19 protein-coding genes, 1 tRNA gene and 1 other RNA gene are annotated in these 21,015 nt (G+C 72.4%); 13 read left to right on the plus strand and 8 right to left on the minus strand.

Features of this window, described 5'->3' with window-relative positions:
• Positions 1-51: 51 nt before the first annotated feature.
• Entirely contained in the window at positions 52-1,590 is a 1,539-nt protein-coding gene (locus FED44_RS04675; protein ID WP_316246844.1) for a dolichyl-phosphate-mannose--protein mannosyltransferase, read from the plus strand.
• A gap of 7 nt (positions 1,591-1,597) precedes the next feature.
• On the opposite strand, the gene FED44_RS04680 is transcribed toward FED44_RS04675, so the two are convergent.
• From FED44_RS04680 to FED44_RS04690, 3 genes are all read right to left on the minus strand, one after another.
• A complete protein-coding gene (locus FED44_RS04680) occupies positions 1,598-2,719 on the minus strand; it encodes a lipase family protein (RefSeq protein ID WP_117408385.1) in 1,122 nt (373 codons plus the stop codon).
• A 148-nt stretch (positions 2,720-2,867) separates the two neighbouring features.
• Entirely contained in the window at positions 2,868-3,770 is a 903-nt protein-coding gene (locus FED44_RS04685; RefSeq protein ID WP_208758817.1) for an MBL fold metallo-hydrolase, read from the minus strand.
• Positions 3,771-3,990: 220 nt separating this feature from the next.
• Positions 3,991-4,076, minus strand: a tRNA-Ser gene (locus FED44_RS04690).
• A 97-nt stretch (positions 4,077-4,173) separates the two neighbouring features.
• Here FED44_RS04690 and ffs point away from each other — a divergent pair.
• From ffs to FED44_RS04735, 9 genes are all read left to right on the plus strand, one after another.
• Positions 4,174-4,269, plus strand: an RNA gene (ffs, locus tag FED44_RS04695) — signal recognition particle sRNA small type.
• Between the two features lie 42 nt (positions 4,270-4,311).
• Entirely contained in the window at positions 4,312-6,477 is a 2,166-nt protein-coding gene (locus FED44_RS04700; RefSeq protein ID WP_138459837.1) for a DNA polymerase III subunit gamma and tau, read from the plus strand.
• A gap of 177 nt (positions 6,478-6,654) precedes the next feature.
• Positions 6,655-7,008: a YbaB/EbfC family nucleoid-associated protein gene (locus FED44_RS04705; protein ID WP_111697668.1), complete on the plus strand. Its 354-nt coding sequence runs from the start codon at positions 6,655-6,657 to the stop codon at positions 7,006-7,008.
• Between the two features lie 3 nt (positions 7,009-7,011).
• Positions 7,012-7,611, plus strand: coding sequence for a recombination mediator RecR (gene recR / locus FED44_RS04710; RefSeq protein WP_111697604.1), 600 nt, complete (start codon positions 7,012-7,014; stop codon positions 7,609-7,611).
• Positions 7,604-8,134, plus strand: coding sequence for a DUF5063 domain-containing protein (locus FED44_RS04715; protein ID WP_111697605.1), 531 nt, complete (start codon positions 7,604-7,606; stop codon positions 8,132-8,134). The genes recR and FED44_RS04715 overlap by 8 nt, the downstream gene beginning before the upstream one ends.
• A gap of 108 nt (positions 8,135-8,242) precedes the next feature.
• On the plus strand, positions 8,243-9,517 hold the full coding sequence (locus tag FED44_RS04720; protein ID WP_111697606.1) for an aspartate kinase: 1,275 nt from the start codon (positions 8,243-8,245) through the stop codon (positions 9,515-9,517).
• Complete coding sequence (locus FED44_RS04725; protein ID WP_111697607.1) at positions 9,514-10,581, plus strand: aspartate-semialdehyde dehydrogenase; 1,068 nt, start codon at positions 9,514-9,516, stop codon at positions 10,579-10,581. Before FED44_RS04720 ends, FED44_RS04725 begins: the two co-directional genes overlap by 4 nt.
• A 59-nt stretch (positions 10,582-10,640) precedes the next feature.
• Positions 10,641-11,288: a TetR/AcrR family transcriptional regulator gene (locus FED44_RS04730; RefSeq protein ID WP_244301701.1), complete on the plus strand. Its 648-nt coding sequence runs from the start codon at positions 10,641-10,643 to the stop codon at positions 11,286-11,288.
• Positions 11,289-11,363: 75 nt separating this feature from the next.
• Positions 11,364-11,732, plus strand: coding sequence for a YkvA family protein (locus FED44_RS04735; protein ID WP_138459839.1), 369 nt, complete (start codon positions 11,364-11,366; stop codon positions 11,730-11,732).
• Here FED44_RS04735 and FED44_RS04740 read toward each other — a convergent pair.
• The 3 genes from FED44_RS04740 to FED44_RS04750 form a co-directional block, all read right to left on the minus strand.
• Complete coding sequence (locus FED44_RS04740) at positions 11,729-12,925, minus strand: amidohydrolase family protein (RefSeq protein WP_111697610.1); 1,197 nt, start codon at positions 12,923-12,925, stop codon at positions 11,729-11,731. The genes FED44_RS04735 and FED44_RS04740 overlap by 4 nt on opposite strands.
• 69 nt (positions 12,926-12,994) lie before the next feature.
• Entirely contained in the window at positions 12,995-13,810 is an 816-nt protein-coding gene (locus FED44_RS04745) for an SURF1 family cytochrome oxidase biogenesis protein (protein ID WP_111697611.1), read from the minus strand.
• Positions 13,811-13,861: 51 nt separating this feature from the next.
• Positions 13,862-14,332 carry a winged helix-turn-helix transcriptional regulator gene (locus FED44_RS04750; protein ID WP_208758818.1) on the minus strand — a complete coding sequence of 157 codons (471 nt, stop codon included), beginning with the start codon at positions 14,330-14,332 and terminating at the stop codon, positions 13,862-13,864.
• A 100-nt stretch (positions 14,333-14,432) separates the two neighbouring features.
• Between FED44_RS04750 and FED44_RS04755 the strand changes: the two genes are divergently transcribed.
• Positions 14,433-15,023, plus strand: a complete 591-nt coding sequence (locus FED44_RS04755; protein WP_111697613.1) for a TetR/AcrR family transcriptional regulator — start codon at positions 14,433-14,435, stop codon at positions 15,021-15,023.
• Here FED44_RS04755 and FED44_RS04760 read toward each other — a convergent pair.
• A complete protein-coding gene (locus FED44_RS04760) occupies positions 15,010-15,333 on the minus strand; it encodes a hypothetical protein (RefSeq protein ID WP_111697614.1) in 324 nt (107 codons plus the stop codon). The two genes, FED44_RS04755 and FED44_RS04760, sit on opposite strands and share 14 nt — an antisense overlap.
• A gap of 110 nt (positions 15,334-15,443) precedes the next feature.
• Between FED44_RS04760 and FED44_RS04765 the strand changes: the two genes are divergently transcribed.
• Positions 15,444-16,934: a DUF7059 domain-containing protein gene (locus FED44_RS04765; protein ID WP_396697357.1), complete on the plus strand. Its 1,491-nt coding sequence runs from the start codon at positions 15,444-15,446 to the stop codon at positions 16,932-16,934.
• 242 nt (positions 16,935-17,176) lie between these two features.
• On the opposite strand, the gene FED44_RS04770 is transcribed toward FED44_RS04765, so the two are convergent.
• The gene (locus FED44_RS04770) at positions 17,177-20,200 is read right to left on the minus strand and encodes an AfsR/SARP family transcriptional regulator (protein WP_138459840.1); all 3,024 of its coding nucleotides are present in this window, start codon (positions 20,198-20,200) and stop codon (positions 17,177-17,179) included.
• A 238-nt stretch (positions 20,201-20,438) separates the two neighbouring features.
• Here FED44_RS04770 and FED44_RS04775 point away from each other — a divergent pair, with 238 nt between their 5' ends.
• A complete protein-coding gene (locus FED44_RS04775) occupies positions 20,439-20,975 on the plus strand; it encodes a hypothetical protein (protein ID WP_111697616.1) in 537 nt (178 codons plus the stop codon).
• Positions 20,976-21,015: the final 40 nt, after the last annotated feature.

The following is a 21,015-nucleotide window of genomic DNA, read 5'->3' on the forward strand; positions in this document are numbered from 1 at the left end:
TGCCCCGCATGTGAGTGATCATGCCTTAACCGGGCGGGTTAGGATGCGCGCGTGCCTCGGAGCGCCGCACACCGGCTGGTGCCGCCGATGCCGGGCGGGCTCGGCTGGCTCGGCCCGCTGGCCGTGGCCGCGTTCGGGGGGTTCCTCCGGTTCGATCGTCTCGACGTCCCGCACGCCTTCGTCTTCGACGAGCTGTACTACGCCAAGGACGCCTACTCGCTGATCACGTACGGGGTCGAGCGGCAGTTCGCCGACGGCGCGGAGCAGACGATCCTGCGCGGCGGCCGGGACGTCTTCCGCGCCTGCGCCCGGCCGGAGGACTGCGCCGCCTACGTCGCGCATCCCCCGCTGGGCAAGTGGCTCATCGGCGCGGGGGAGTGGCTGTTCGGCCTGACGCCCTTCGGATGGCGCTTCGCCGCCGCGCTCGCCGGGACCCTGAGCGTGCTGGTCCTGGCGCGGGTCGCCCGCCGGATGACCCGTTCGACGCTGCTCGGCTGCCTCGCGGGCCTGCTGCTGGCGCTGGACGGCCTGCACCTCGTGCTGTCGCGGTCCGCGCTGCTCGACGTCTTCCTCATGTTCTGGGTGCTCGCGGGCTTCGCCTGCCTGGTCGCCGACCGAGACGCCGCCCGCGCCCGCCTGGCGGAGTGGCACCGCACCTCCGCCCTGGAGGAACCCGGCCCCCGGCTCGGCCCCCGGCTCTGGCGGCTGGCCGCCGGGCTGTGCCTCGGGGCGGCGACGGCCACGAAGTGGACCGGCGTGCTCTTCGTCGTGGCCTTCGCGGTCATGGCGTTCGCCTGGGACCGCGGCGCCAGGCGGGCGGTCGGCCTGCGCCGCCCCGGACGGCAGGCGGTCCGCCTCGACCTGCCGCTCGTCCTCGCGTGGCTCTGCGCCGTCCCCGCCGTCGCGTACGTCGCCTCGTTCGCCGGGTGGCTGGCCTCGGCCGGCGGCTACGGCCGCAACTGGGACCGCGCGAGCGCGAACGGCTGGGCCTACTTCGTCGTCGACTCGCTGCGGTCCCTGATCGACTACCAGAGCCAGGTGCTGGGCTTCCACCAGGGACTGCGCGCTCACCACGACTACCAGTCGGACCCCTGGGGCTGGCCGCTGCTGGCACGCCCGGTCCTCTTCTACTACCGCTCGTCCACCGGCGCCTGCGGGGCGCGCTCCTGCAGCCAGGCGATCCTCGGGACCGGCACCCCGGTCGTCTGGTACGCCGGACTGCTCGCGCTGCTCGCGATGGTCGTGTGGCATCTGACGACGCGCGACTGGCGGGCGGGGGCCGCGGTGCTCGGCTACGCCGCGGGCTGGCTGCCGTGGTGCTACTTCGCGCTGGCCGACCGGCGCACGACGTTCCTGTTCTACCTGCTGCCCGCGCTGCCGTTCCTGATCCTCGCGATCGTGCTCGCCTGCGGGCTCGTCCTCGGGCCGCCGGGCGCCTCGGCCGTGCGGCGCTCCACGGGCGCGGCGCTGGTGGGCGCGTTCGCCCTGCTGGCCCTGGCCGACTTCTGGTGGCTGTCCCCGGTCCTCACCGCGGTCCCCGTGCCGTACGACGCCTGGCTGAGCCGCATGCTGCTGCCCGGGTGGGTCTAGGCGGCTCCTACCGGCGGCGGAAGAGCCGGTCGGTCCACTCCCGCACCCGCGTGGCGATCGCCGGCAGCAGCGTGATGTGGTCGGCGCCCTCCACCGGTACGAACGTGACGTCGGTGCCCGCCGCGCGGAGCTGTCCGGCCGTGAGACGGCTGAGCGCGATCGGGATGACGTCGTCGGTGCCGTGGACGACGTACACCGGCCGCGGATAGCGCGACACGGGGATCTCGTCGTCGGCCAGCGACCGGGCGAACACCGCGTTGGCTGCGGCCGGGTCCTTGAGCACGTCGCCGTTGGTGAGCCCGGCGACCGCCGCGATCATGTCGCCGATGCAGGCCCGCCCGGCCAGGTCGACCAGCTCCATCCCCTTCGGGGTGAACCAGTCCGCCGCGCGGAAGCCGGGCGTCGTCAGCGGCATCGTCCGGCCGTTGTAGGGGACCGTGTGGTTGACGGGACGCGCGGGGTCGGAGAACGCGGGGTCCTTCGTCTGCAGCCCCCACTGGGTGATCGGGGCCATCGCGATCGTGCCCCTGTGCCGCAGCGAAGGCGCGTACGAGGAGGTGAGGGCGGCGGCGAACAGGGCCGCGTGCCCGCCCATCGAGTAGCCGACCGACGCCCAGTCACGCCCGACGGGAGCCACGCGCCGGGCGGCGCGGACGATGTCGATCACGTTGTACGCCTCGGATCTCCCGTCGATGCCCGGGCTGTCCCCGGGGGTGCCGAGCCCCTCGTAGTCGGTGACGGCCACGGCGTACCCAGCGGCGAGCAGCGTCTCCTGCACCGCGCGCTCCCAGGGGCTCGGGCCGGTGCGGGAGGGGGCGCAGGCGTCGGCGATGCCGCCGAAGCCGTGCCCGAAGCTCACCACCGGCCAGCCGCCCGCCGGAGGACGTCCGGACGGCACCGCCAGCGTCCCGCTGACCACGGCAGGACGTCCGTCGTGGCCGGTGGAGCGGTACCAGAGCAGCAGCGAGGTCCCCGCTCCGGCGAGCCGCAGCTCCTGCGCCAGGGGCTCGGTTCGCACCGGAGTGCCCACTTGCCTGTCCGCCGGTGGAGCGGCGGCCGCGGCCGCGGGTGCGGGCAGGGCGAGGGCGAGCACCGCGGCGAGGGCCGCCGTCGTACGGGAGATCACCATGTGTTTTCCTGACTCGTCGGCCGGCCGTTGCGGGCTGCGGTGTCCGCGAATCCGGAATCTCCCGAGGGGCCAGGCCGTGTCAACCGCCGCGCCCGCCCTCCGGCGGCGGCCTGCCGAGACGTCACACCGGGGCTGAAATTTTCGCGGCTTAGCGGACGTGGACGATGAAATCGGGATAGACGTGGACGCCGGGCCGGCCCCCGATCTCGGTCACCGCGTGGCGGATCTCCCGCAGGTGCCCAGCCGTCATCTGCAGCGGCGGTTCGTCCGGCTGATAGGTGGTGCGGATCGGGTAGTCCTCGCCCGGCACGCCGGTCATCTCGATGTGGCAGCCGAGCACATGGGTGACGGGCCGGTCCGCGGCGAACCTCACCAGGCGGTCGATGGTCCGCCCGAACTCCGGCCAGTCCTCGACGTACAGCCGTCCGCGGTAGACCGTGTCGCCCGTCAGTAGCAGGCCCGTGGACCGGTCGTAGAAGGTCACCGCCGCCCTGTGGTGCCCGGGGCTCGCCAGCACGTCCAGGACGCGGCCGCCGAGATCGAGGGGAGCGGGCACGTCCAGGTCGTCGCCGAGCCCGAAGAACTCGCGCACGCGCTCCGGCGCGGGGTCCACGACCACCGTGTCCGGGCGGCCGGCGAACTGGCCGTCCCCGGCGATGTGGTCGCCGTGGCCGTGGGTGTGGGCGACGAGAAGCCCGTAGCGCTCGCGCGGGTGCTCGCCCAGCCAGTCCCGTACGAGGGCGTCCACCGTCCGGCGTAGCGGGAAGTACGCGGGCGACGCGGTCGCGCCGGTGTCGAGCAGGAGGGCCCGGTCGTTCCCGAACAGCAGGAACATGAACGGCGCCTCGTAGTTGATCGCCTTGTTCTGCCGCAGGATGACGGTGTGCTCGTCGTACCGGTGGACCTGGATGTCCGGATCGGTGTTGTGCTTGGCCGACTCGGACCCGTGGATCCAGCGGACGCCGAGGTCTCCCGGACGGGGAGAGCCGGAGAAGTCGATGAGGTCCATCCCGTCAACCAACCACCCGCCGGCGGAGGTCGTCCACGCCATGGCAGTTCCGTGGGAGTGGCAGATCGCGAAGCGGGGCCGGGCGGCCCGAAGGCGGCCCGGCCCCGCAGGAGTCACGCCGTCCTCAGCCGCCACCCTTCGAGGTTGGTCGGAGCGATGGTGTTCCGCCGGACGTGCGGGACCCAGACACGCAGGGCCCGGACGCGCGAAAGGCCCGGCTGGATGGACCGGGCCTTTCGCGTTCTTGCTGCTCAACCAAGCGCGGAGGATAGGAGATTCGAACTCCTGAGGGGTTGCCCCCAACACGCTTTCCAAGCGTGCGCCCTAGGCCAACTAGGCGAATCCTCCGTCGGACAGCTTAGCTCACTTCGGGTGTGGTTTCGACGGTGATGGCGAGGTGTGGTCAAGCGTCCCGCGCACCCCCGCCTAGTGGCTAGACTGTCCAGCGGACCCCTCGCGCGGCGTCATCCTGTGAACCTCCCCAGGGCCGGAAGGCAGCAAGGATAAGCGGGCTCTGGCGGGTGTGCGAGGGGTCTCTCAGTTAGCGGGTACGCCGGCCGGGTCGACCCCCCGAGGAGGCGGCATGAGTCTTGCGCTGTACCGCAAGTACAGGCCCGGGACGTTCGCCGAGGTCAAGGGGCAGGAACACGTCACCGACCCGCTGCGCCAGGCGTTGCGCAGCGGCCGGATCCACCACGCCTATCTCTTCAGCGGCCCGCGCGGCTGCGGCAAGACCTCCAGCGCCCGCATCCTCGCCCGCTCCCTGAACTGCGAGAAGGGCCCGACGCCGGACCCCTGCGGGGAGTGCGAGTCCTGCGTGGCGCTGGCGCCCACCGGGCCCGGCCACCTCGACGTGATCGAGATCGACGCGGCGTCCCACGGCGGCGTGGACGACGCGCGTGACCTGCGCGAGCGGGCCTTCTTCGCCCCCGTCTCGGCGAGATACAAGATCTACATCATCGACGAGGCCCACATGGTCACCCGTGAGGGCTTCAACGCGCTGCTGAAGCTGGTGGAGGAGCCGCCGCCGCACCTCAAGTTCGTCTTCGCCACCACCGAGCCGGAGAAGGTCATCGGGACGATCAAGTCCCGCACCCATCACTACCCGTTCCGGCTGATGCCGCCCGCGACGCTGCGCCGGCTCATGGAGGAGATCCTCGAATCCGAGTCGGTGCCGTACGAGCCGGCCGCGTTACCGCTGGTCGTCCGGGCGGGCGCCGGGTCGGCCCGCGACACGCTGTCGATCCTCGACCAGCTTCTCGCGGGCGCGGACGAGGCCGGCATCACCTACCCGCGGGCCGTGTCCCTGCTCGGCTACACCGACGGCGACCTGCTGGACGAGGTGGTCGACGCGTTCGCCAAGAGGGACGGCGCGGCCGTGTTCCACGCGGTGCACCGGGTGATCGAGGGCGGCCACGACCCCCGCCGCTTCGCCACCGACCTGCTCGAACGCTTCCGCGACCTGGTGATCCTCTCGAACGTCCCCGAGGCCGCGGGCAGTGGCCTGCTCGACCGTCCGGCCGACGAGCTGGAGCGCCTCCAGGCGCAGGCGGCGTCGATGGGCCCCGCCGAGCTGACCCGGGCCGCGGAGGTCTTCAACGCCGGGCTGACCGAGATGCGCGGCGCGACCTCTCCCCGCCTGCTGCTGGAACTCGTGTGCGCCCGCGTGCTGCTCCCGGGGGCCGACCAGGGTGAGGCAGCGTTGCTGACCCGGCTCGAACGGCTGGAGCGCGGCGTCGTGGCCGGGACACACCCCGTCGCCGCCGCCCCGCCACCGGCCGCGCCTCCTACGGCACCGCCGGCGGCTCCACCCGTCGCCCCACCGGCCGCCCCACCTGCGGCGCCCCCCGCGGAGAGCGCGCCGGCCCCGGCCGCGCGGCCCCCGGCGGCCGCCCCGGCGAGGACCGGGGACGCCGACGACTGGCCCACCCCCGTACGGCCCGGGTCCGGGGCCGCTCCGCCGCCCGCGCAGGCCCAGGCGCCCGCGACGGGCGTCGGCCAGGGAGTGGTTCAGAGCGGCGGGCCGGTGCACCAGGCCTGGCCGCGGGTGCTGGAGGCGATCAGGAGCCGGCAGAAGGTGGCCTGGATCATCCTCAACGCCCAGGGCAGGCTGCTCGGCGTCGAGGGCAACGTGGTGACCATCGGCTTCGAGAAGCCGGGCGACGTGCAGGGCTTCCTCAAGGGCAAGCGCGACGAGCTGGTGGCCGCCGCCCTCGGCGAGGTGCTCGGCGGTGTCTGGCGCGTCGAGGTGGTCGTCGGCGGCTCGGGCCCGGGCCCGTCCGGCTCCGCCGCGCGCGGCCCGTCCGGCCCGCCCGCGCCCGCGGCGCCGCCCGCGCCGGTCGCGCCGACAGGGTCGTCACCGGCCACGGTGCCCACTTCAGCCGGCGTCCCCGCGGCGTCCGCGCCGTCACCGCCGGCGTCCGCCGCACCGGCCGCCCCGCCCGCCGTGAGCAACGGGACGGGAAGCGGTGGAGCGGGTCCCAGCGGGACGACCGACGAGACCTGGCCGGACGCGCCGTCGGACGACTTCGACAGCCCGTCGCCCGGCCCGCCGTCGGGAGCGTCGTCCGCCTTCGCCACCGCGCGGCCGGCCGGGCGGCCCGCCGCGCCGGCGGGATCACGCCAGGCCTGGCCGGAGACGGTGCCGGGCCGTGGCGACGCGGGCGCGGACGTGAGCGAGCTGACCGGCATGGCCCTGATCCAGCGCGAGCTCGGCGGCCGGATCATCGAGGAGATCGACCACTCCTGAACGCCTCACCCGCGCGGGAGACGGACGCCGCATGGACGGAGACTGGTGGGGTAACCGGTGTCCGTCCGCCGACGGCCCCGGGTGGAACACGCGTACCGGCTCCGGTGCGGAAACGGGGACGGACGCCGTAGGCTCGTCGCGACGAACACGTCGCTGGACGCTGAGGAGCGCACCATCGTGAATCCAGGAGATGTCAATCTCCAGCAGTTGCTGGAGCAGGCTCAGCTGATGCAGCAGCAGCTCGTCACCGCGCAGCAGGAGCTCAGCGACGCCGAGGTCGACGGGACCGCCGGCGGCGGGCTCGTCCGCGCCACCGTGAACGGCAGCGGCGAGCTGCTGGAACTCGAGATCAGCCCGGTCGCCATCGACACGAGCGACCCGGAGGAGACCGCGCAGACGATCGCGGACCTGGTCCTCGCCGCCGTGCGGGACGCCGTACGCGCCGCGGCCGAGCTGCAGCAGGAGAAGCTGGGCCCGCTCGCGCAGGGTCTGGGAGGCGGTTTCGGCGGCGGTCAGCTGCCGGGGTTCTAGAGCATGTACGAAGGGGTCGTCCAGAATCTGATCGACGAGCTCGGGCTGCTGCCCGGCGTCGGTCCCAAGAGCGCGCAGCGGATCGCGTTCCACCTCCTCGCCGCCGACCCGGCCGACGTCAAGCGGCTGGCGCACGCGCTGCTGGAGGTCAAGGAGAAGGTGCGCTTCTGCCGGGTTTGCGGCAACGTCGCAGCGGAAGAGGAATGCCGCATCTGCCGCGACCAGCGGCGTGACCCGCAGGTGATCTGCGTGGTCGAGGAACCGAAGGACGTGGTGGCGATCGAGAGGACCCGCGAGTTCCGCGGCCGCTACCACGTGCTCGGAGGAGCGATCAGCCCGATCGACGGTGTCGGGCCGGACGACCTGAAGATTCGCGAGTTGATGGTCCGGCTGGCCGACGGCCAGATCACCGAGCTGATCCTCGCTACCGACCCGAACCTCGAAGGTGAGGCGACGGCCACCTATCTGGCCCGGCTCGTCAAGCCTCTGGGGCTGAAGGTGACCCGACTTGCCAGCGGCCTGCCTGTGGGCGGTGATCTCGAGTACGCCGACGAGGTCACCTTGGGCCGCGCTTTCGAAGGACGGAGGCTGCTGGATGTCTGACGAGTGGAACGACCTGGCCGCACGCGTCGCCGGACACGCGCAGAACTACATCGACGGCCTGACCCGCCTGGCCGGCGGCGAGGGCGGCGACGCGACGCTGCCGCTGCTTCTGGTGGAGGTGGCCCAGGTCAGCCTCGCGGGCACCCAGCTGGGGGCCGCGCAGGACGTGATCCTGCAGGGGAACGTCGAGCCCGTGCTGAGCGAGGACCCCGACATCGACCCCCTCCGCACGGCGCTGGCCGCTCGGCTCGGGCCGGTGGACGACTACGCCGAGGTCTTCGACCCCTACAAGGACGACGCGGTCACGCCGTACCGGCTGTCCGACGACCTCGCGGCGGTGGCGGCCGACCTGATCCACGGGCTGCGGCACTACGGCGCGGGCCGTCCCCTTGAGGCGCTGTGGTGGTGGCAGTTCTCCTACTTCAACACCTGGGGCAACCACGCCGGCGCGGCGCTGCGGGCCCTGCAGTCGCTCGTCGCGCACGCCCGCCTCGACGTGGTCGAAGAGGGCACCACCGTCTGATCGCCGTCTGATCGTGGTCTGACCGTCCACATACTGGTCGCGTACGGTGGGCGTTTGGGACGCACAAGTACACTGTGAGCTCCACGTCCTGATTCGTTGGAGATTCCAGTGGCGCTCGTTGTGCAAAAGTACGGTGGTTCCTCCGTAGCCGACGCGTCCTGCATCAAGCGGGTCGCCCAGCGGATCGTGGCGACGAAAAAAGCGGGCAACGACGTCGTGGTGGTGGTCTCCGCGATGGGCGACACCACGGACGAACTGCTCGACCTGGCCCGGCAGGTGTCGCCGCTACCGCCCGGCCGCGAGCTCGACATGCTGCTCACCTCGGGTGAGCGGATCTCGATGGCCCTGCTCGCGATGGCGATCGCCAACCTCGGCCACGAGGCGCGCAGCTTCACCGGTTCGCAGGCGGGCGTGATCACCGACTCGACGCACGGCAAGGCGCGCATCATCGACGTCACGCCGAGCCGAATCAGGGAGGCGGTCGACGCCGGTCAGATCGCGATCGTGGCCGGGTTCCAGGGCGTCTCCCAGGACAGCAAGGACATCACGACGCTGGGCCGGGGCGGCTCCGACACCACGGCCGTCGCTCTCGCGGCGGCGCTCGGCGCGGACGTCTGCGAGATCTACACCGACGTGGACGGCATCTACACCGCCGATCCCCGCATCGTCCGCTCGGCACGGCAGATCCCGCGGATCTCCTACGACGAGGCCATGGAGATGGCGGCGTGCGGGGCGAAGATCCTGCACCTGCGCTGCGTGGAGTACGCCCGCAGGTTCGGCCTGCCCATCCACGTCAGAAGCTCGTTCAGCACGAGGGAAGGCACCTGGGTCGTCTCCGACCCCTACAGCGAAGGGACCGAAGTGGAGCAGCCCATCATCTCCGGGGTCGCGCACGACCGGAGCGAGGCCAAGATCACTGTGGTCGGGGTGCCCGACAAGGTCGGCGAGGCCGCCGCCATCTTCCGCACGCTGGCGGACGCGGAGATCAACATCGACATGATCGTGCAGAACGTGTCGGCCGCCGCGACCGGGCGTACGGACATCTCCTTCACGCTGCCGGTGAACGACAGCCAGACGGCCCTCACCGCGCTGAAGAAGATCCAGAGTCAGGTCGCGTTCGAGTCGCTGCTGTACGACGACCAGATCGGCAAGGTGTCGCTCGTCGGCGCGGGCATGCGCTCGCACCCCGGCGTCACCGCCACGTTCTTCGGCGCGCTGGCCGACGCCGGAGTGAACATCGAGATGATCTCGACCTCGGAGATCCGAATCTCCGTCGTCGTGGGGCAGAACGAGGTGGACACCGCGGTCGCCGCCGCCCACCGCGCGTTCGACCTCGACTCCGACCAGGTCGAGGCCGTTGTGTATGGAGGTACCGGACGATGAGCCGCAAGCCCGTTTTGGCCGTCGTCGGCGCGACCGGCGCCGTCGGCACGGTCATGCTCGACATCCTGACCAACCGCCGCGACCTGTCCGACGCGTACGGCGAGATCCGGCTCATCGCCTCCCCGCGTTCGGCGGGCAAGGTGCTGAGCGTGCGCGGCGAGGACGTCGTGGTCCAGGCGTTGTCGCCGGAGGCCTTCGACGGCGTCGACATCGCGATGTTCGACGTGCCGGACGAGGTGTCCGCCGAGTGGGCGCCGATCGCCGCCGAGCGCGGCGCGGTGGCCGTGGACAACTCCGGCGCCTTCCGGATGGACCCGGACGTGCCGCTCGTGGTGCCCGAGTGCAACCCCGAGCAGGCCCGCAACCGGCCCAAGGGGATCATCTCCAACCCCAACTGCACGACGCTGTCGATGATGGCCGCGATGGGCGCGCTGCACCGCGAGTACCGCCTGCGTGAGCTGGTCGTCGCCTCCTACCAGGCCGTCTCCGGCGCCGGGGTGGCCGGCCCCGAGCGGTTGTACGCCGAGATCGAGGCCGTCGCGGGCGACCGGACGATGGGCACGGCCGCCGGTGACGTGCGCAAGACCGTGCCCGACCTGGCCGACTCGCCGTTCCCCGCTCCGCTGGCGCTCAACGTGGTGCCGCTGGCGGGCTCGATCCGGGGCGGCGGCTGGACGTCGGAGGAGCTGAAGGTCCGCAACGAGTCCCGCAAGATCCTCGGCATCCCGGACCTGCGGGTCTCCGCGACCTGTGTGCGCGTCCCCGTGGTGACCACCCACTCGCTCGCCGTCCACGCGACGTTCGAGCGGGAGGTGACCGTCGAGGGCGCCCGGGAGATCCTGGACGCGGCGCCGACCGTCGTGGTGCTCGACGACCCGGCCAACGGCGTGTTCCCCACGCCGGCGGACGTCGTGGGCACCGACCCGACCTACGTCGGCCGGATCCGGCAGGCGCTCGACTTCCCCAACACGCTCGACCTGTTCGTGTGCGGCGACAACCTCCGCAAGGGCGCCGCGCTGAACACCGCCGAGATCGCCGCGCTCGTCGCCACCGAGTTCGCCTGAGTTCTGCTGAGTTCTCCTGACCCCCGCTCCCTGCCCGGCCGCGCCGTACAGTGACGATCGTGGCCGAGAAGACACGGGAGCTCATCGTCGAGACGGCCCTCCGGCTGTTCCGGGAGCGGGGGTACGAGGCGACCACGATGCGTGCCATCGCCGCGGAGGCGGGCGTGTCGGTGGGCAACGCCTACTACTACTTCACGTCCAAGGAACAGCTGGTCCAGGCGTACTACGACCGGGCGCAGGCGTCGCACGAGGCGGCCTGCCGCGAGGTGTTCGCCGCAGAGAGGTCCTTCGCGGGACGGCTCGGCGGCGTGCTGCGGGAGTGGGTGCGGATCTCCGAGCCGTACCACGAGTTCGCGGTGAAGTTCTTCAAGCACGCCGCCGAGCCCAGCAATCCGCTCAGCCCGTTCAGCGCCGAGTCGGCGCCCGCACGGGAGTCGGCCATCGCGCTCTACCGGGAGGTCGTCGACGGGTCGGCCGGGCGGATGGACGACGAGCTGCGTGAGGAGCTGCCCGAGCTGCTGTGGATGCTGTGGATGGGCGTCGTGCTGTTCTGGGTGCACGACGCCTCGCCCGGCTGCGCGCGCACCCACCGTCTGATCGACCGGGTCGTCCCGCTCGTCGACCGGCTGGTCGCCCTGTCGCACCTGCCCGGCATCAAGGGTGTGGCCAGGGAGGTCATCGAGGTGGTGCACGAGCTGCGGGCGTGACAGGAACCGGGCGGGCGCGGCCGTACGTTAACGGGAGGACAGGGCGGGCAGTGTTGTCCCCCGGGAGGTGTCCTCATGGTGAAGGCAGGACGTGCGGCGGCTACCTGGCGCGCCTACCGCGAGGTGTCCCGGCCGGGCTCGCCCGGCGTGGGCTCGCGCCTCAAGGCCGTGCCCCGGATGATCCGCGCCGCCGTCAAGGGCGAGTATCACGGCCTGACGAAGGGCAAGCTGGCCATGCTCGGCATGGCCGTGGCGTACATCGTGTCCCCCATCGACGTGGTCCCCGACTTCCTCCTGGGCATCGGGATCGTCGACGACTTCGGCGTCCTGCTGTGGCTGGCGACCGCGCTGCTCGGCGAGAGCGGCCAGTTCGTCGAGTGGGAGAACGGCGCCCGGCCCGCGCACCCGCAGGCGCACACGCGCACAGGGCGGACGCGGCGTTAGAGCTGTTCCATCCGCAGCCAGGCCCGTGACGGCAGGGGGTGGCCGAACAGCCGGGCGGCGTTGCCGTACGAGACCCGGGCGATGTCGGCCGGGGGCAGGCTGCCGAGGTTGCGGGCCACCGTGCGCTGGGTGTCCGGCCAGGTCGACTCGGCGCGCGGATAGCCGGTCTCCAGCAGGACGTGCTCCATGCCGACGGCCAGCCGCACCGAACTGAGCGCGCTGTCGTCGAGGGTGCCGAAGAAGAAGTTGCGCCTGAGCACCTCGCTGGGCTTCAGGCCGCCCTCCCACGCCGGCTCGCCCGCGACCGGGTGGTCGAGCGCGTAGTCGGCCCGCTCGGCCAGCATGGGCAGCCAGCCCACGCCGCCCTCCACGATGAGGATGCGCAGTTTGGGGTAGCGCAGCGCGACCCCGGACCAGAGCCAGTCGGCGCAGGCGAACATCGCGCTGGCCGGGATCAGCGTGGTGATCGCCTCCACCGGGGTGTCGGGCGACGGCACCGGCGCCCAGGAGGACGCCCCGGTGTGCAGGCAGACGACCGTCCCGGTCTCCTCGCACGCGGCGAAGAACGGGTCCCAGTGGCGGCTGTGGATGGACGGCAGCCGCAGCCGGGTGGGGAACTCGGGGAACACGACGGCCTTGAAGCCGCGGGCGGCGTTCTCCCTGATCTCCTTGGCCGCGACCTCGGGGTCAGGCAGCCAGGGCAGCTGGAGCGCGATCATGCGCTCGGGGTAGCTGCCCGCCCACACGTCGACGTGCCAGTCGTTCCACGCCCGCACCAGTGCGAGCCCGAGGTCCCGGTCACGGGTGCGGCCGAAGGCCACGCCCGCCTGGCTCGCCAGCATCCCGGGGAAGCAGAGGGCCGCCCAGATCCCGGCACGGTCCATGTCGCCGATGCGGGCCTCGATGTCGTGGCAGCCCGGCCGCATGTCGTCGAAGCGTACGGGGTCGAGGGTCCACTGCTCCTTGGGCAGGCCCGCGCCCACGTCGACCCCGGCGCAGGGATAGGTGGCGCCGCCGTACCGCCACACCTGGTGGCCCGCTTCGGTCTCCACGACCTTGGGCGCGAGGTCCTTGTACTTCTCCGGGAGACGGCCCTCGAAGAGGTCGGCCGGCTCGATCAGATGATCGTCGACCGAAATGATCACGTAGTCCCGCCGCCTCGGCTCTGGGTCGGGATGCAGCGGCGTCGTCACGAGAGTAAACGGTAAAGCCAAGGGATAACACGGTACAAGCTGCAAGGTCTCCGGTTGGTATCCGTTCGCTCACCTTGCGGTGTCCCGGTCACTGGGTGTGATCACGACGCGTGGCGCGTCCTCGGGGACGGCGTCTCCGGCCTCCCGCAGATCGCGGGCCTCCCGGCGGACGAGCAGGACCCAGCCGCCCACCGCGATGCCGATGAACAACCACCACTGCACGGCGTACGCCAGGTTGAGCCCGCCGCCGGCGCCCACGTCCGGCGGCGGCAGGAGTTCGGGGGAGGCGCCGGCCGGCGGCCGCTGATCGGTCAGCTCGACGAAGCCGCCGTAGACCGGGTATGGCAGGCCTCCGGCGACCGCGGGCGTGTCGATCAGCAGGATCTGGCCGGGCGGCAGCCCGGCCCGGACCCTGATCCCGCTGTTCTCCCGGGTCTCGGCCGGGCGCAGCCGCCCGGTGACCGTCACCTCTCCGGCGGGCGGCGCGGGCACCCGCGGCGGCGCGTCCGCGGTCGCGCCCGCCGGGACCCACCCCCGGTTCACCAGCACGGCGCCACCGGGGGTGACGAGCGGGGTGACCACGTAGAACCCGACGCGGGAGTGGAGGGTGCGCCGGCGCACCACGAGTTCGTGCGCGGGGTCGTACCGCCCTGTCGCGGTGACGAGGCGATGCCCGTCCTTCTCGGGTACGGCCCCGCCGGGCCGGTCGAGCCGGTCGATCGGCACGGGCGCGGCGGCGAGGTTGGCGGTGATCCTGGTGCTTCTGGCCGAGTTCTCCTCGAACCGCCCCCACTGCCACTTCCCCAGGAAGAAGAAGGCGGGGATCAGCGCGAGCACGAGCAGGTGCAGGCCGACCCAGCGGCGTGAGAGGAGGAACCGGTACACGTGACCAGCCTAGGCAGCCCCACGGGTGGTCCGTATGTCAGGCACGCGATATCAGGCACGGGTCAGGCCGAGCCGGGCGCCGGGACCGGGGCGGGGGGTCGCCTCCAGTGGGCCGCCGACCTCGTGGCCGTCGGCGCACAGCAGGCGCAGCGCGACCGGCGCGCCGCAGTCGCGGTGGGTCACCACGACCGGCGGCCCCGCGGAGTCGGCGAGGTAGCGGTCGCCCCAGTGCATCAGGGAGATCATGATCGGGTAGAGGTCGAGCCCCTTCTGGGTGAGCCGGTACTCGTCGCGCTGGCGCTGGCCGGGCTCCCGGTAGGGCACCTTGCGGAGCAGCCCCTCGTCCACGAGGCGGGACAGCCGGGCGCTGAGCACCTGCCGCGGCGCACCCGTACGCGCCTGGAGATCGGCGAACCGCCGGACGCCGTTGAACGCCTCGCGCAGCACCAGGAGCGTCCACTTCTCGCCGAGCACGGCGAGGGTTCGCTCGATGGAGCAGTTGTCCACCCGATAACGCCGCATGTCACGCATCGTATGCACAAACCCCTTCCGCTCTGTCACAATTGAACGAAGCCACCCCCGCGTTTGCAGAACAAGGTTCTGTTGGTTCACCATTGACTTTGTGAACAACGTGAGAAGCGGGCGGGACGGCAGGGCCAGGATCATCGAGGGGGCCCTGCGCAGGTTCAGCCAGAGCGGCGTGTCCGCCACCACGCTCGCCAGTCTCCGTCAGGAGAGCGGCGTCAGCGTCGGCAGCTTCTATCACCACTTCACCAGCAAGGAGCACGTCTACGGGGTGCTCTACGCCGAGATCCTGGAGGCGTACCAGGATGCCTTCGTCGACGAGCTCATCCGCCACGAGGACGCCCGCGGCGGGATCGAGGCCATCGTCGCCCTGCACATGGCGTGGTGCGGCGAGCACCCGGAACGCGCCCGCCTGCTGATCAGCGAGCGCCCGCCCCGCCGCAACGAGCCCGGCGGCCCGGAGGTCGCCGAGTCGCGGCGCGACTTCTTCCGCCAGGTCGCCGACTGGTGGCGGCCGCACGTGAAGAACGGCGAGCTCCGGGCGGTCCCCGCCACCATGTGCTACGTGCTGTGGCTCGGCCCGGCGCAGGAGATGTGCCGCCTGTGGTTCAGCGGCGCCCACCAGCCCACCGCGGAGGAGATCCGCGGGCTGGGCGAGGCCGCCTGGCACAGCCTCAAGACGCCGTAGCGCCCACGCCGGGGGACGGCAGCTCCCTGCTGAGCACCCGCCACACCCGGCCGTCGAGACAGATCTCCAGCCGCAGCTCGTAGCGGTGGCGCCGCAGCCCCGGCACCGGGACACGGTCCTGTACGTCGAACCGCCTGCCGCGGGCGTACCCGAAGCCCAGCTCTCCCGGGAAGACGCGGATCTCGTCCCGGTTGCCGCAGCGGGGACAGGTCCACATGACGACGTCCCTGGCCCGGTTGTAGTCGTGGCAGGCGTCGAAGTACTCGTCGGGGCGCAGGCGGCAGTCGCACGCCAGACAGGGCAGCAGCATCGGGGTCCTCGGTCGGGGGGTTCCCCATATGAATAAGGCCTGCTGCTTGAGTTTCACTTATCAACGGCTTACCGCCGAAGTCCGCGTGCCGTCCGGCGGCGCCGCGATACATTCGATCTGTGGACGCCCCTTCTGACCTGGTCCGACGGCTTCGCGACAGATTCGTGGAGACCGGCTACTCGATCGACGGCGTACGTGAGCGGCTGGGCGACATGGCGGCCTCGGCCCTGGCCCGCGAGGAGATCGTGCCCGCGCTGCGCGCCACCAGGGACGCCGACCCCCTCGCCGCGCTGATCCGCCTGTGGTGGCTGGGCGTGCCGGTCAGCATGGCCGCCGCCGACCTGCCCCTCCAGGACCTCATCGAGACCGGCCTGCTGGTACGGCTGGGCGACACCGTCCAGGCCACCGTGCATCTCCAGCCGTGGGACGCGGGGGCGGCCGGTCCGGCGTACGTGGTCTCCGACCGCAAGGTGCGGCCCGGGGACCCCTCCCTGCGCCCCGATCACGTCGTGGGGGCCGGCGGCGCGTCGGCGAACCTCGCCCAGCTCGGCTGGGCCGCCCCGGCCGGCCGGGCGCTCGACCTCGGCACCGGCTGCGGGGTGCAGGTGCTGCACCTCGCTCCCCGGGCCGGCCAGGTCGTCGCGACCGACGTGAACCGCCGCGCGCTGCGGCTCGCCCGCCTGAGCTGGGAGCTGTCCGGCGTGCACGGCGTCGAGGCGCGCGAGGGGTCGATGTACGACCCGGTGGACGGCGAGCGGTTCGACCTCGTGGTGTCCAACCCGCCGTTCGTCATCGCGCCGGAGGCCAGGTACACCTACCGGGAGACCGGGCGGCACGGCGACGACTTCTGCCGCGAGCTCGTCCGGCGCACGCCCCGCCATCTCGCCCAGGGCGGGCACGCCCGCTTCCTCGCCAACTGGCTGCACGTCAAGGGCGAGGACTGGCAGGACAGGGTGGGCGGCTGGCTCACCGAGACCGGCTGCGACGGCTGGGCCGTGCAACGCGACGTGCAGGACCCCGCCGAGTACGTCGAACTGTGGCTGCGCGACTCCGCCGAGCACGGCACCTCGGCCTACCGGGAGCGCTACGACGAGTGGCTCGCGTGGTTCGAGTCGATGGACGTGACCGGCGTCGGCTTCGGCTGGATCGCCCTGCACGACTCCGGCTCGCTCAGCCCGCTGGTGCGGGTGGAGGAGCTGACGCAGCCGGTGGAGCCGCCGGCCGGCGCGCTGGTCGAGGAGGTCCTGCGGGCGGCCCGCGCCGCGCACGAACTGTCCGACGAGGACCTGCTCGACGCTCGCCTCCGGGTGGCCGACGGAGTCGTGGAGGAGCGTGTCGGCCCGCCCGGCGCCGACGACCCCTCCCGCATCGTGCTCCGGCAGACCCGGGGCGCACGCCGTACGGCCACCGTGGGGACCGTGGAGGCGGCGCTGGCAGGGGTGTGCGACGGCGACCTGCCCACGCGGCCGCTGCTCGCCGCGATCGCGGAACTCACCGGGGAGGACCCGGACGCCGTGCTCGGCCGGGCCCCCGCGGCGCTCCGCCCGCTGGTCGCCGAGGGCTTTCTGTCGGTCGCGAGCTCGGCTGCAAGCCCGCGTTGATCGGAAGTTGAACGGCCGGGGCGACTCTGGTCATGTGCGGGCTCCGGGGGGGTTCGGAGCCCGCACCGAAGCCTGGCCGGTCGTTCATGTGAGGCGGCGAGCCGCCACGGGGCGCACCGGTAAGGACCGGGCCCCCTGCGCGCCCCAAGGCGGCGGGCGGCCGGCCGGGCCGATCTGTCCGGGATACCAGAAGGGGCGAGCGCGTGATCAACCACGTCCGGATGAGCCGGTTGGACGACGACCTACGAGTCGACCTGGGTCTGGGCCTGTTCGGCCAGGAGCGCGGCGATGTCGGCGGCCTCGGGCGAGCCGAGCCGGGTGAAGATCTCCAGCGCCTTGTCCAGGGCGTCCCCGCCCCGCGCGGCCTCTCCGACGCCCATGAGGGCCTTGCCGAGCGCGGCCAGTGACTGCGCCTCGCCGTACGGGTGGGTGATCTCACGGCTGACCGTGAGGGCCTCCTCGGCGTGCCGGGCGGCCTCGGCGTAACGACCGGCGGCGATGAAGGTCGCGGCGAGCCGGTAGCACACCCGCTGCTCCCAGACCCGCTGGTTGCTCGCGCGGAAGAAGGCCAGGCACTCGGCGTGGTGGACGACGGCCTCGTTGAGCCGTCCGACGTGGGACAACACGTTGCCGAGGTGATAGCGCGCCCGGGCCGTCCCGGCGCCGCTGCCGATCTCGGAGAAGACCGCCAGACCTCGCTCGGCCGCGGCGATGGCGTCGTCGGGCCGGCCGAGGCCGAGGTGGTCGCGGGCCGAGTAGCACGACGCCAGCGCCTCGCCCGCGGGGTTGCCGACCTCGCGGTAGATCGCCGTGGCCCGGTCGAACCAGTCGAGCGCCTCGGTGTGACGGCGCTGCCGTCCCGCGACCACCGCGAGCGCGTTGCACGTCTCGCCGAGCACGACGTGGTCGCCGGTCTCCTCGCCCAGGGCCCGGGCGGACAGGAAGTGCGACTCCGCCTCGGCCAGCCGGTTCGCGCCGAACAGCACCCGGCCGAGCATGTACCGGCAGCGCATCTCCGCGCGCCGCTCGCCCGCGTTCCGCGCGGCCGTCAGCAGCGCGGACACCCGCTGCTCGAACTCGCGCTGACTGGTGCCCGACTCCAGCAGCGGCTCCAGCGCCAGCAGCAGGTCGGCCGCCGGGAGCAGGTCCTCTCCCGACCCGTACGCCCTGGCCACCGCCGCGAACAGGTTCTCGGCCTCCGCCGACAGCCACGCCACCGCCTCGTCGGCGGAGCCGAAGGAGTGGCCGCGCATGCCCAGGTCGACCAGGTTGTCGGCGACCGCGCTGCCCTCGTACGCGAGCCGGTGCGCCGCGCCCGCCGACGCCAGTGAGAAGCCCAGCAGTCGGCGCAGCGCGAGCGCCCGGGCCCCGGGCTCCTCGGCCGTCTCCGCCTGCCGCCGGGCGAACAGCTTGAGCAGGTCGTGGAACCGGTAGCGGCCCTGCGCGGGCGCCTCCAGCAGGCTGGCGTCCACCAGCGACTCCAGCACGTCCTCGGTCTCGGAGAGGGTGAGGTCGAGCAGCGCCGCCGCCGCGGAGAGCGAGATGTCTGAGCCCTCCGGCAGCGACAGCAGCCGGAACGCCCGGGCCTGCCGGGCGTCGAGCTGGCCGTACCCGAGGGCGAACGTGGCCGAGACCGCCAGGTTCCCGATCTTCATCTCGTCCAGGCGGCGGCGTTCGTCGGCGAGCCGGGGGACGAGCGAGGCCACCGTCCACGACGGGCGGGAGGCGAGCCTGGCGGCGACGATCCGCACGGCCAGCGGCAGGAAACCGCAGGCGGCCACCACGTCCATCGCGGCCGCGCGCTCGGCCGCCACCCGATCCGGCCCCGCGACCGCGGCCAGCAGCGACAGCGCCTCGTCGGGCTCCAGCACGTCGAGGTCGACGAGCCGCGCCGCGGGCAGGTCGGCCAGCTTGCCCCGGCTGGTGATGATCGCGGCGCAGCCGGCCGAGCCGGGCAGCAGATGCTCCACCTGGTCGGCGTCGCGGGCGTTGTCGAGCAGCACCAGCATCCTGCGGTCGGCGAGCAGCGATCGGAACAACGCCGAGCGCTCGGCCAAGCCGTCGGGGATCACATCCATCGGGATGCCGAGCGCCCGCAGGAACGCGACCAGAGCGGTCTCCGGCGCGGTGGGCTCGACGCCGTACCCGCGCAGGTCGGCGTAGAGCTGGCCGTCGGGGAACAGGTCCTCCGCGAGATGGGCCACGTGGACGGCCAGGGTCGTCTTGCCGACGCCGCCGATGCCCGACATCGCCGCGATCGGCACCCCCTCGGCCGTGCCGCCGGCCAGGCCCTCGCCGCGCAGCAGCGCGAGCAGCCGGTGCACCAGGCGCGTGCGCCCGGTGAAGTCGGTGATCGCCGCCGGAAGCTGCGCCGGTCGCGGCATCTCGACCATCGGGCCGTGACCCGGGCCGGTCTCCCCGTCCCCGTTCTCCTCCCAGGCGTCGTCATGCTGCGACAGCCGTACGGGAGGGGACGTGGGGGCGAGCGAGGGATCGGCGGCGAGGATCCGCCGGTGCATCTCGCTCAGCTCGGCGCCCGGCTCGATGCCGAGCTCGTCCACCAGTGCCTGCCGGGTCTCGGTGAACACCGCCAACGCCTCGGCCTGCCTGCCGCACCGGTAGTAGGCCAGCATGAGCTGGACGCGGATCCGCTCGCGCAGCGGGTGCTCGGCGGCGAGCGCGACCAGTTCCGAGATGATCTCCGCGTGCCGGCCGAGCTCCAGGTCGACCTCCATGAGGGCCTCGACGGCCCCGATGCGGCGCTCGGCCAGCCGGTCGCGCTGGTGCTCGGCGTACGGCCCGACCGCGCCGGCGAGCGGCTCGCCAGACCACAGCCCCAGGGCGCCGCGGAGCCGCCGGGCGGCCTGCTCCACCCGGCCCGCACGGCGGTCCGACTCGGCGGCGGCGCACTCCCGGTCGAAGACGGCGAGGTCGAACCGGGCAGGGCCGAGCCGCAGCGCGTACCCCCGGCCCACCGAGGTCAGCAGTTGCGGCGGCGTCCTGGGCGAGCGGCCGGGCTCAAGGACGGTGCGCAGTCGGGAGACGTAGGTACGCAGCGCGCCCAGCGCACGCGGTGGCGCATCCTCGCCCCAGACGCCGTCGATCATCTCGGTCGGCGAGACCGCGTGCCCCTCCCGCAGCAGCAACATCGCCAGAATGGAGCGTTGCAGGGGCGTGCCGAGGTCGAGTTCGACGCCGTCGCGCCACGCCAGGACGGGTCCCAGTACGGCGAAGCGCAGGTCGTCCGAGGTGGCGTGGTCAGGCATGTGGAACCTGTCTCCTGAACGGCAAGATTCGTGAGCAAATGATAGATCGTGCGGCGAGGCGCCCGTATAACGCTCCCGCCGATTTACCAGGGTTCAGCGTGCGTTCAGGTGCTTGAAAGCGGCCTGCAAACCGCCGTCCGGGCGGTGAAAGCGATTTGCAGGCGGAGCGGCTTATCACTGAGACGCAACCCCGACAGCACCCCGCATCGGGGGATCGTCCTCGAACAGGAGAACCGAAATGCGTCGCTCCATCATCCTCGGCCTCGCCGCTGCCACCGCCGTCACCGCCCTCGGGCTGCCGGCCCTCACGACCGCCGCCAGCGCCGCCCCGGCGTCCGCGGCCTCCGCCTCCCACCACGACGACGACTGGGACTACTCCGAGTGGTGGGGCACCTACTGGTCCTCCAACCACCTCGCCAAGGCCAAGGGCCACATCGACGTGAACTACGACGACGAGGAGTCGAACCGGGTCCACGTCACCGGCAAGCTCTACGACCAGGACAACCGCACCTACCGGCACGGCGGCAAGTGCGCCTACATCCGGTTCCGCGTCCAGGACTGGGACGACAGCGAGGACGACTGGTCCTCCAGCTTCAAGTCGTACAAGTACTGCGGCGCCGGCGGCTACAAGCAGATCAACTTCTGGCGCTACGACGTCGCGCAGGTCCAGGCGCAGGTCTGCCAGATCGGTCTGTACAGCAACTTCCCGGTCAAGTGCGGTGGCTGGCACGAGATCTACAACGCCTACGAGGACGAGTACGGCTACGACGCCTGATCGTCCGCAGGCATGACGCGGCCCGTCCCTTCCCGGGACG

This window comes from Microbispora triticiradicis, from assembly GCF_005864065.1.
In the GTDB taxonomy this organism is placed as follows: Bacteria; Actinomycetota; Actinomycetes; order Streptosporangiales; family Streptosporangiaceae; genus Microbispora; species Microbispora triticiradicis.

Coding starts and splice junctions, on each gene's coding strand:
- FED44_RS04775 (WP_111697616.1), top strand. CDS start 20,439: ATGCGTCGCTCCATCATCCTCGGCCTCGCCGCTGCCACCGCCGTCACC.
- FED44_RS04725 (WP_111697607.1), top strand. CDS start 9,514: ATGAGCCGCAAGCCCGTTTTGGCCGTCGTCGGCGCGACCGGCGCCGTC.
- FED44_RS04760 (WP_111697614.1), bottom strand. CDS start 15,333: ATGCTGCTGCCCTGTCTGGCGTGCGACTGCCGCCTGCGCCCCGACGAG.
- FED44_RS04700 (WP_138459837.1), top strand. CDS start 4,312: ATGAGTCTTGCGCTGTACCGCAAGTACAGGCCCGGGACGTTCGCCGAG.
- FED44_RS04750 (WP_208758818.1), bottom strand. CDS start 14,332: ATGCGGCGTTATCGGGTGGACAACTGCTCCATCGAGCGAACCCTCGCC.
- FED44_RS04715 (WP_111697605.1), top strand. CDS start 7,604: ATGTCTGACGAGTGGAACGACCTGGCCGCACGCGTCGCCGGACACGCG.
- FED44_RS04680 (WP_117408385.1), bottom strand. CDS start 2,719: ATGGTGATCTCCCGTACGACGGCGGCCCTCGCCGCGGTGCTCGCCCTC.
- FED44_RS04685 (WP_208758817.1), bottom strand. CDS start 3,770: ATGGCGTGGACGACCTCCGCCGGCGGGTGGTTGGTTGACGGGATGGAC.
- FED44_RS04770 (WP_138459840.1), bottom strand. CDS start 20,200: ATGCCTGACCACGCCACCTCGGACGACCTGCGCTTCGCCGTACTGGGA.
- FED44_RS04735 (WP_138459839.1), top strand. CDS start 11,364: ATGGTGAAGGCAGGACGTGCGGCGGCTACCTGGCGCGCCTACCGCGAG.
- recR (WP_111697604.1), top strand. CDS start 7,012: ATGTACGAAGGGGTCGTCCAGAATCTGATCGACGAGCTCGGGCTGCTG.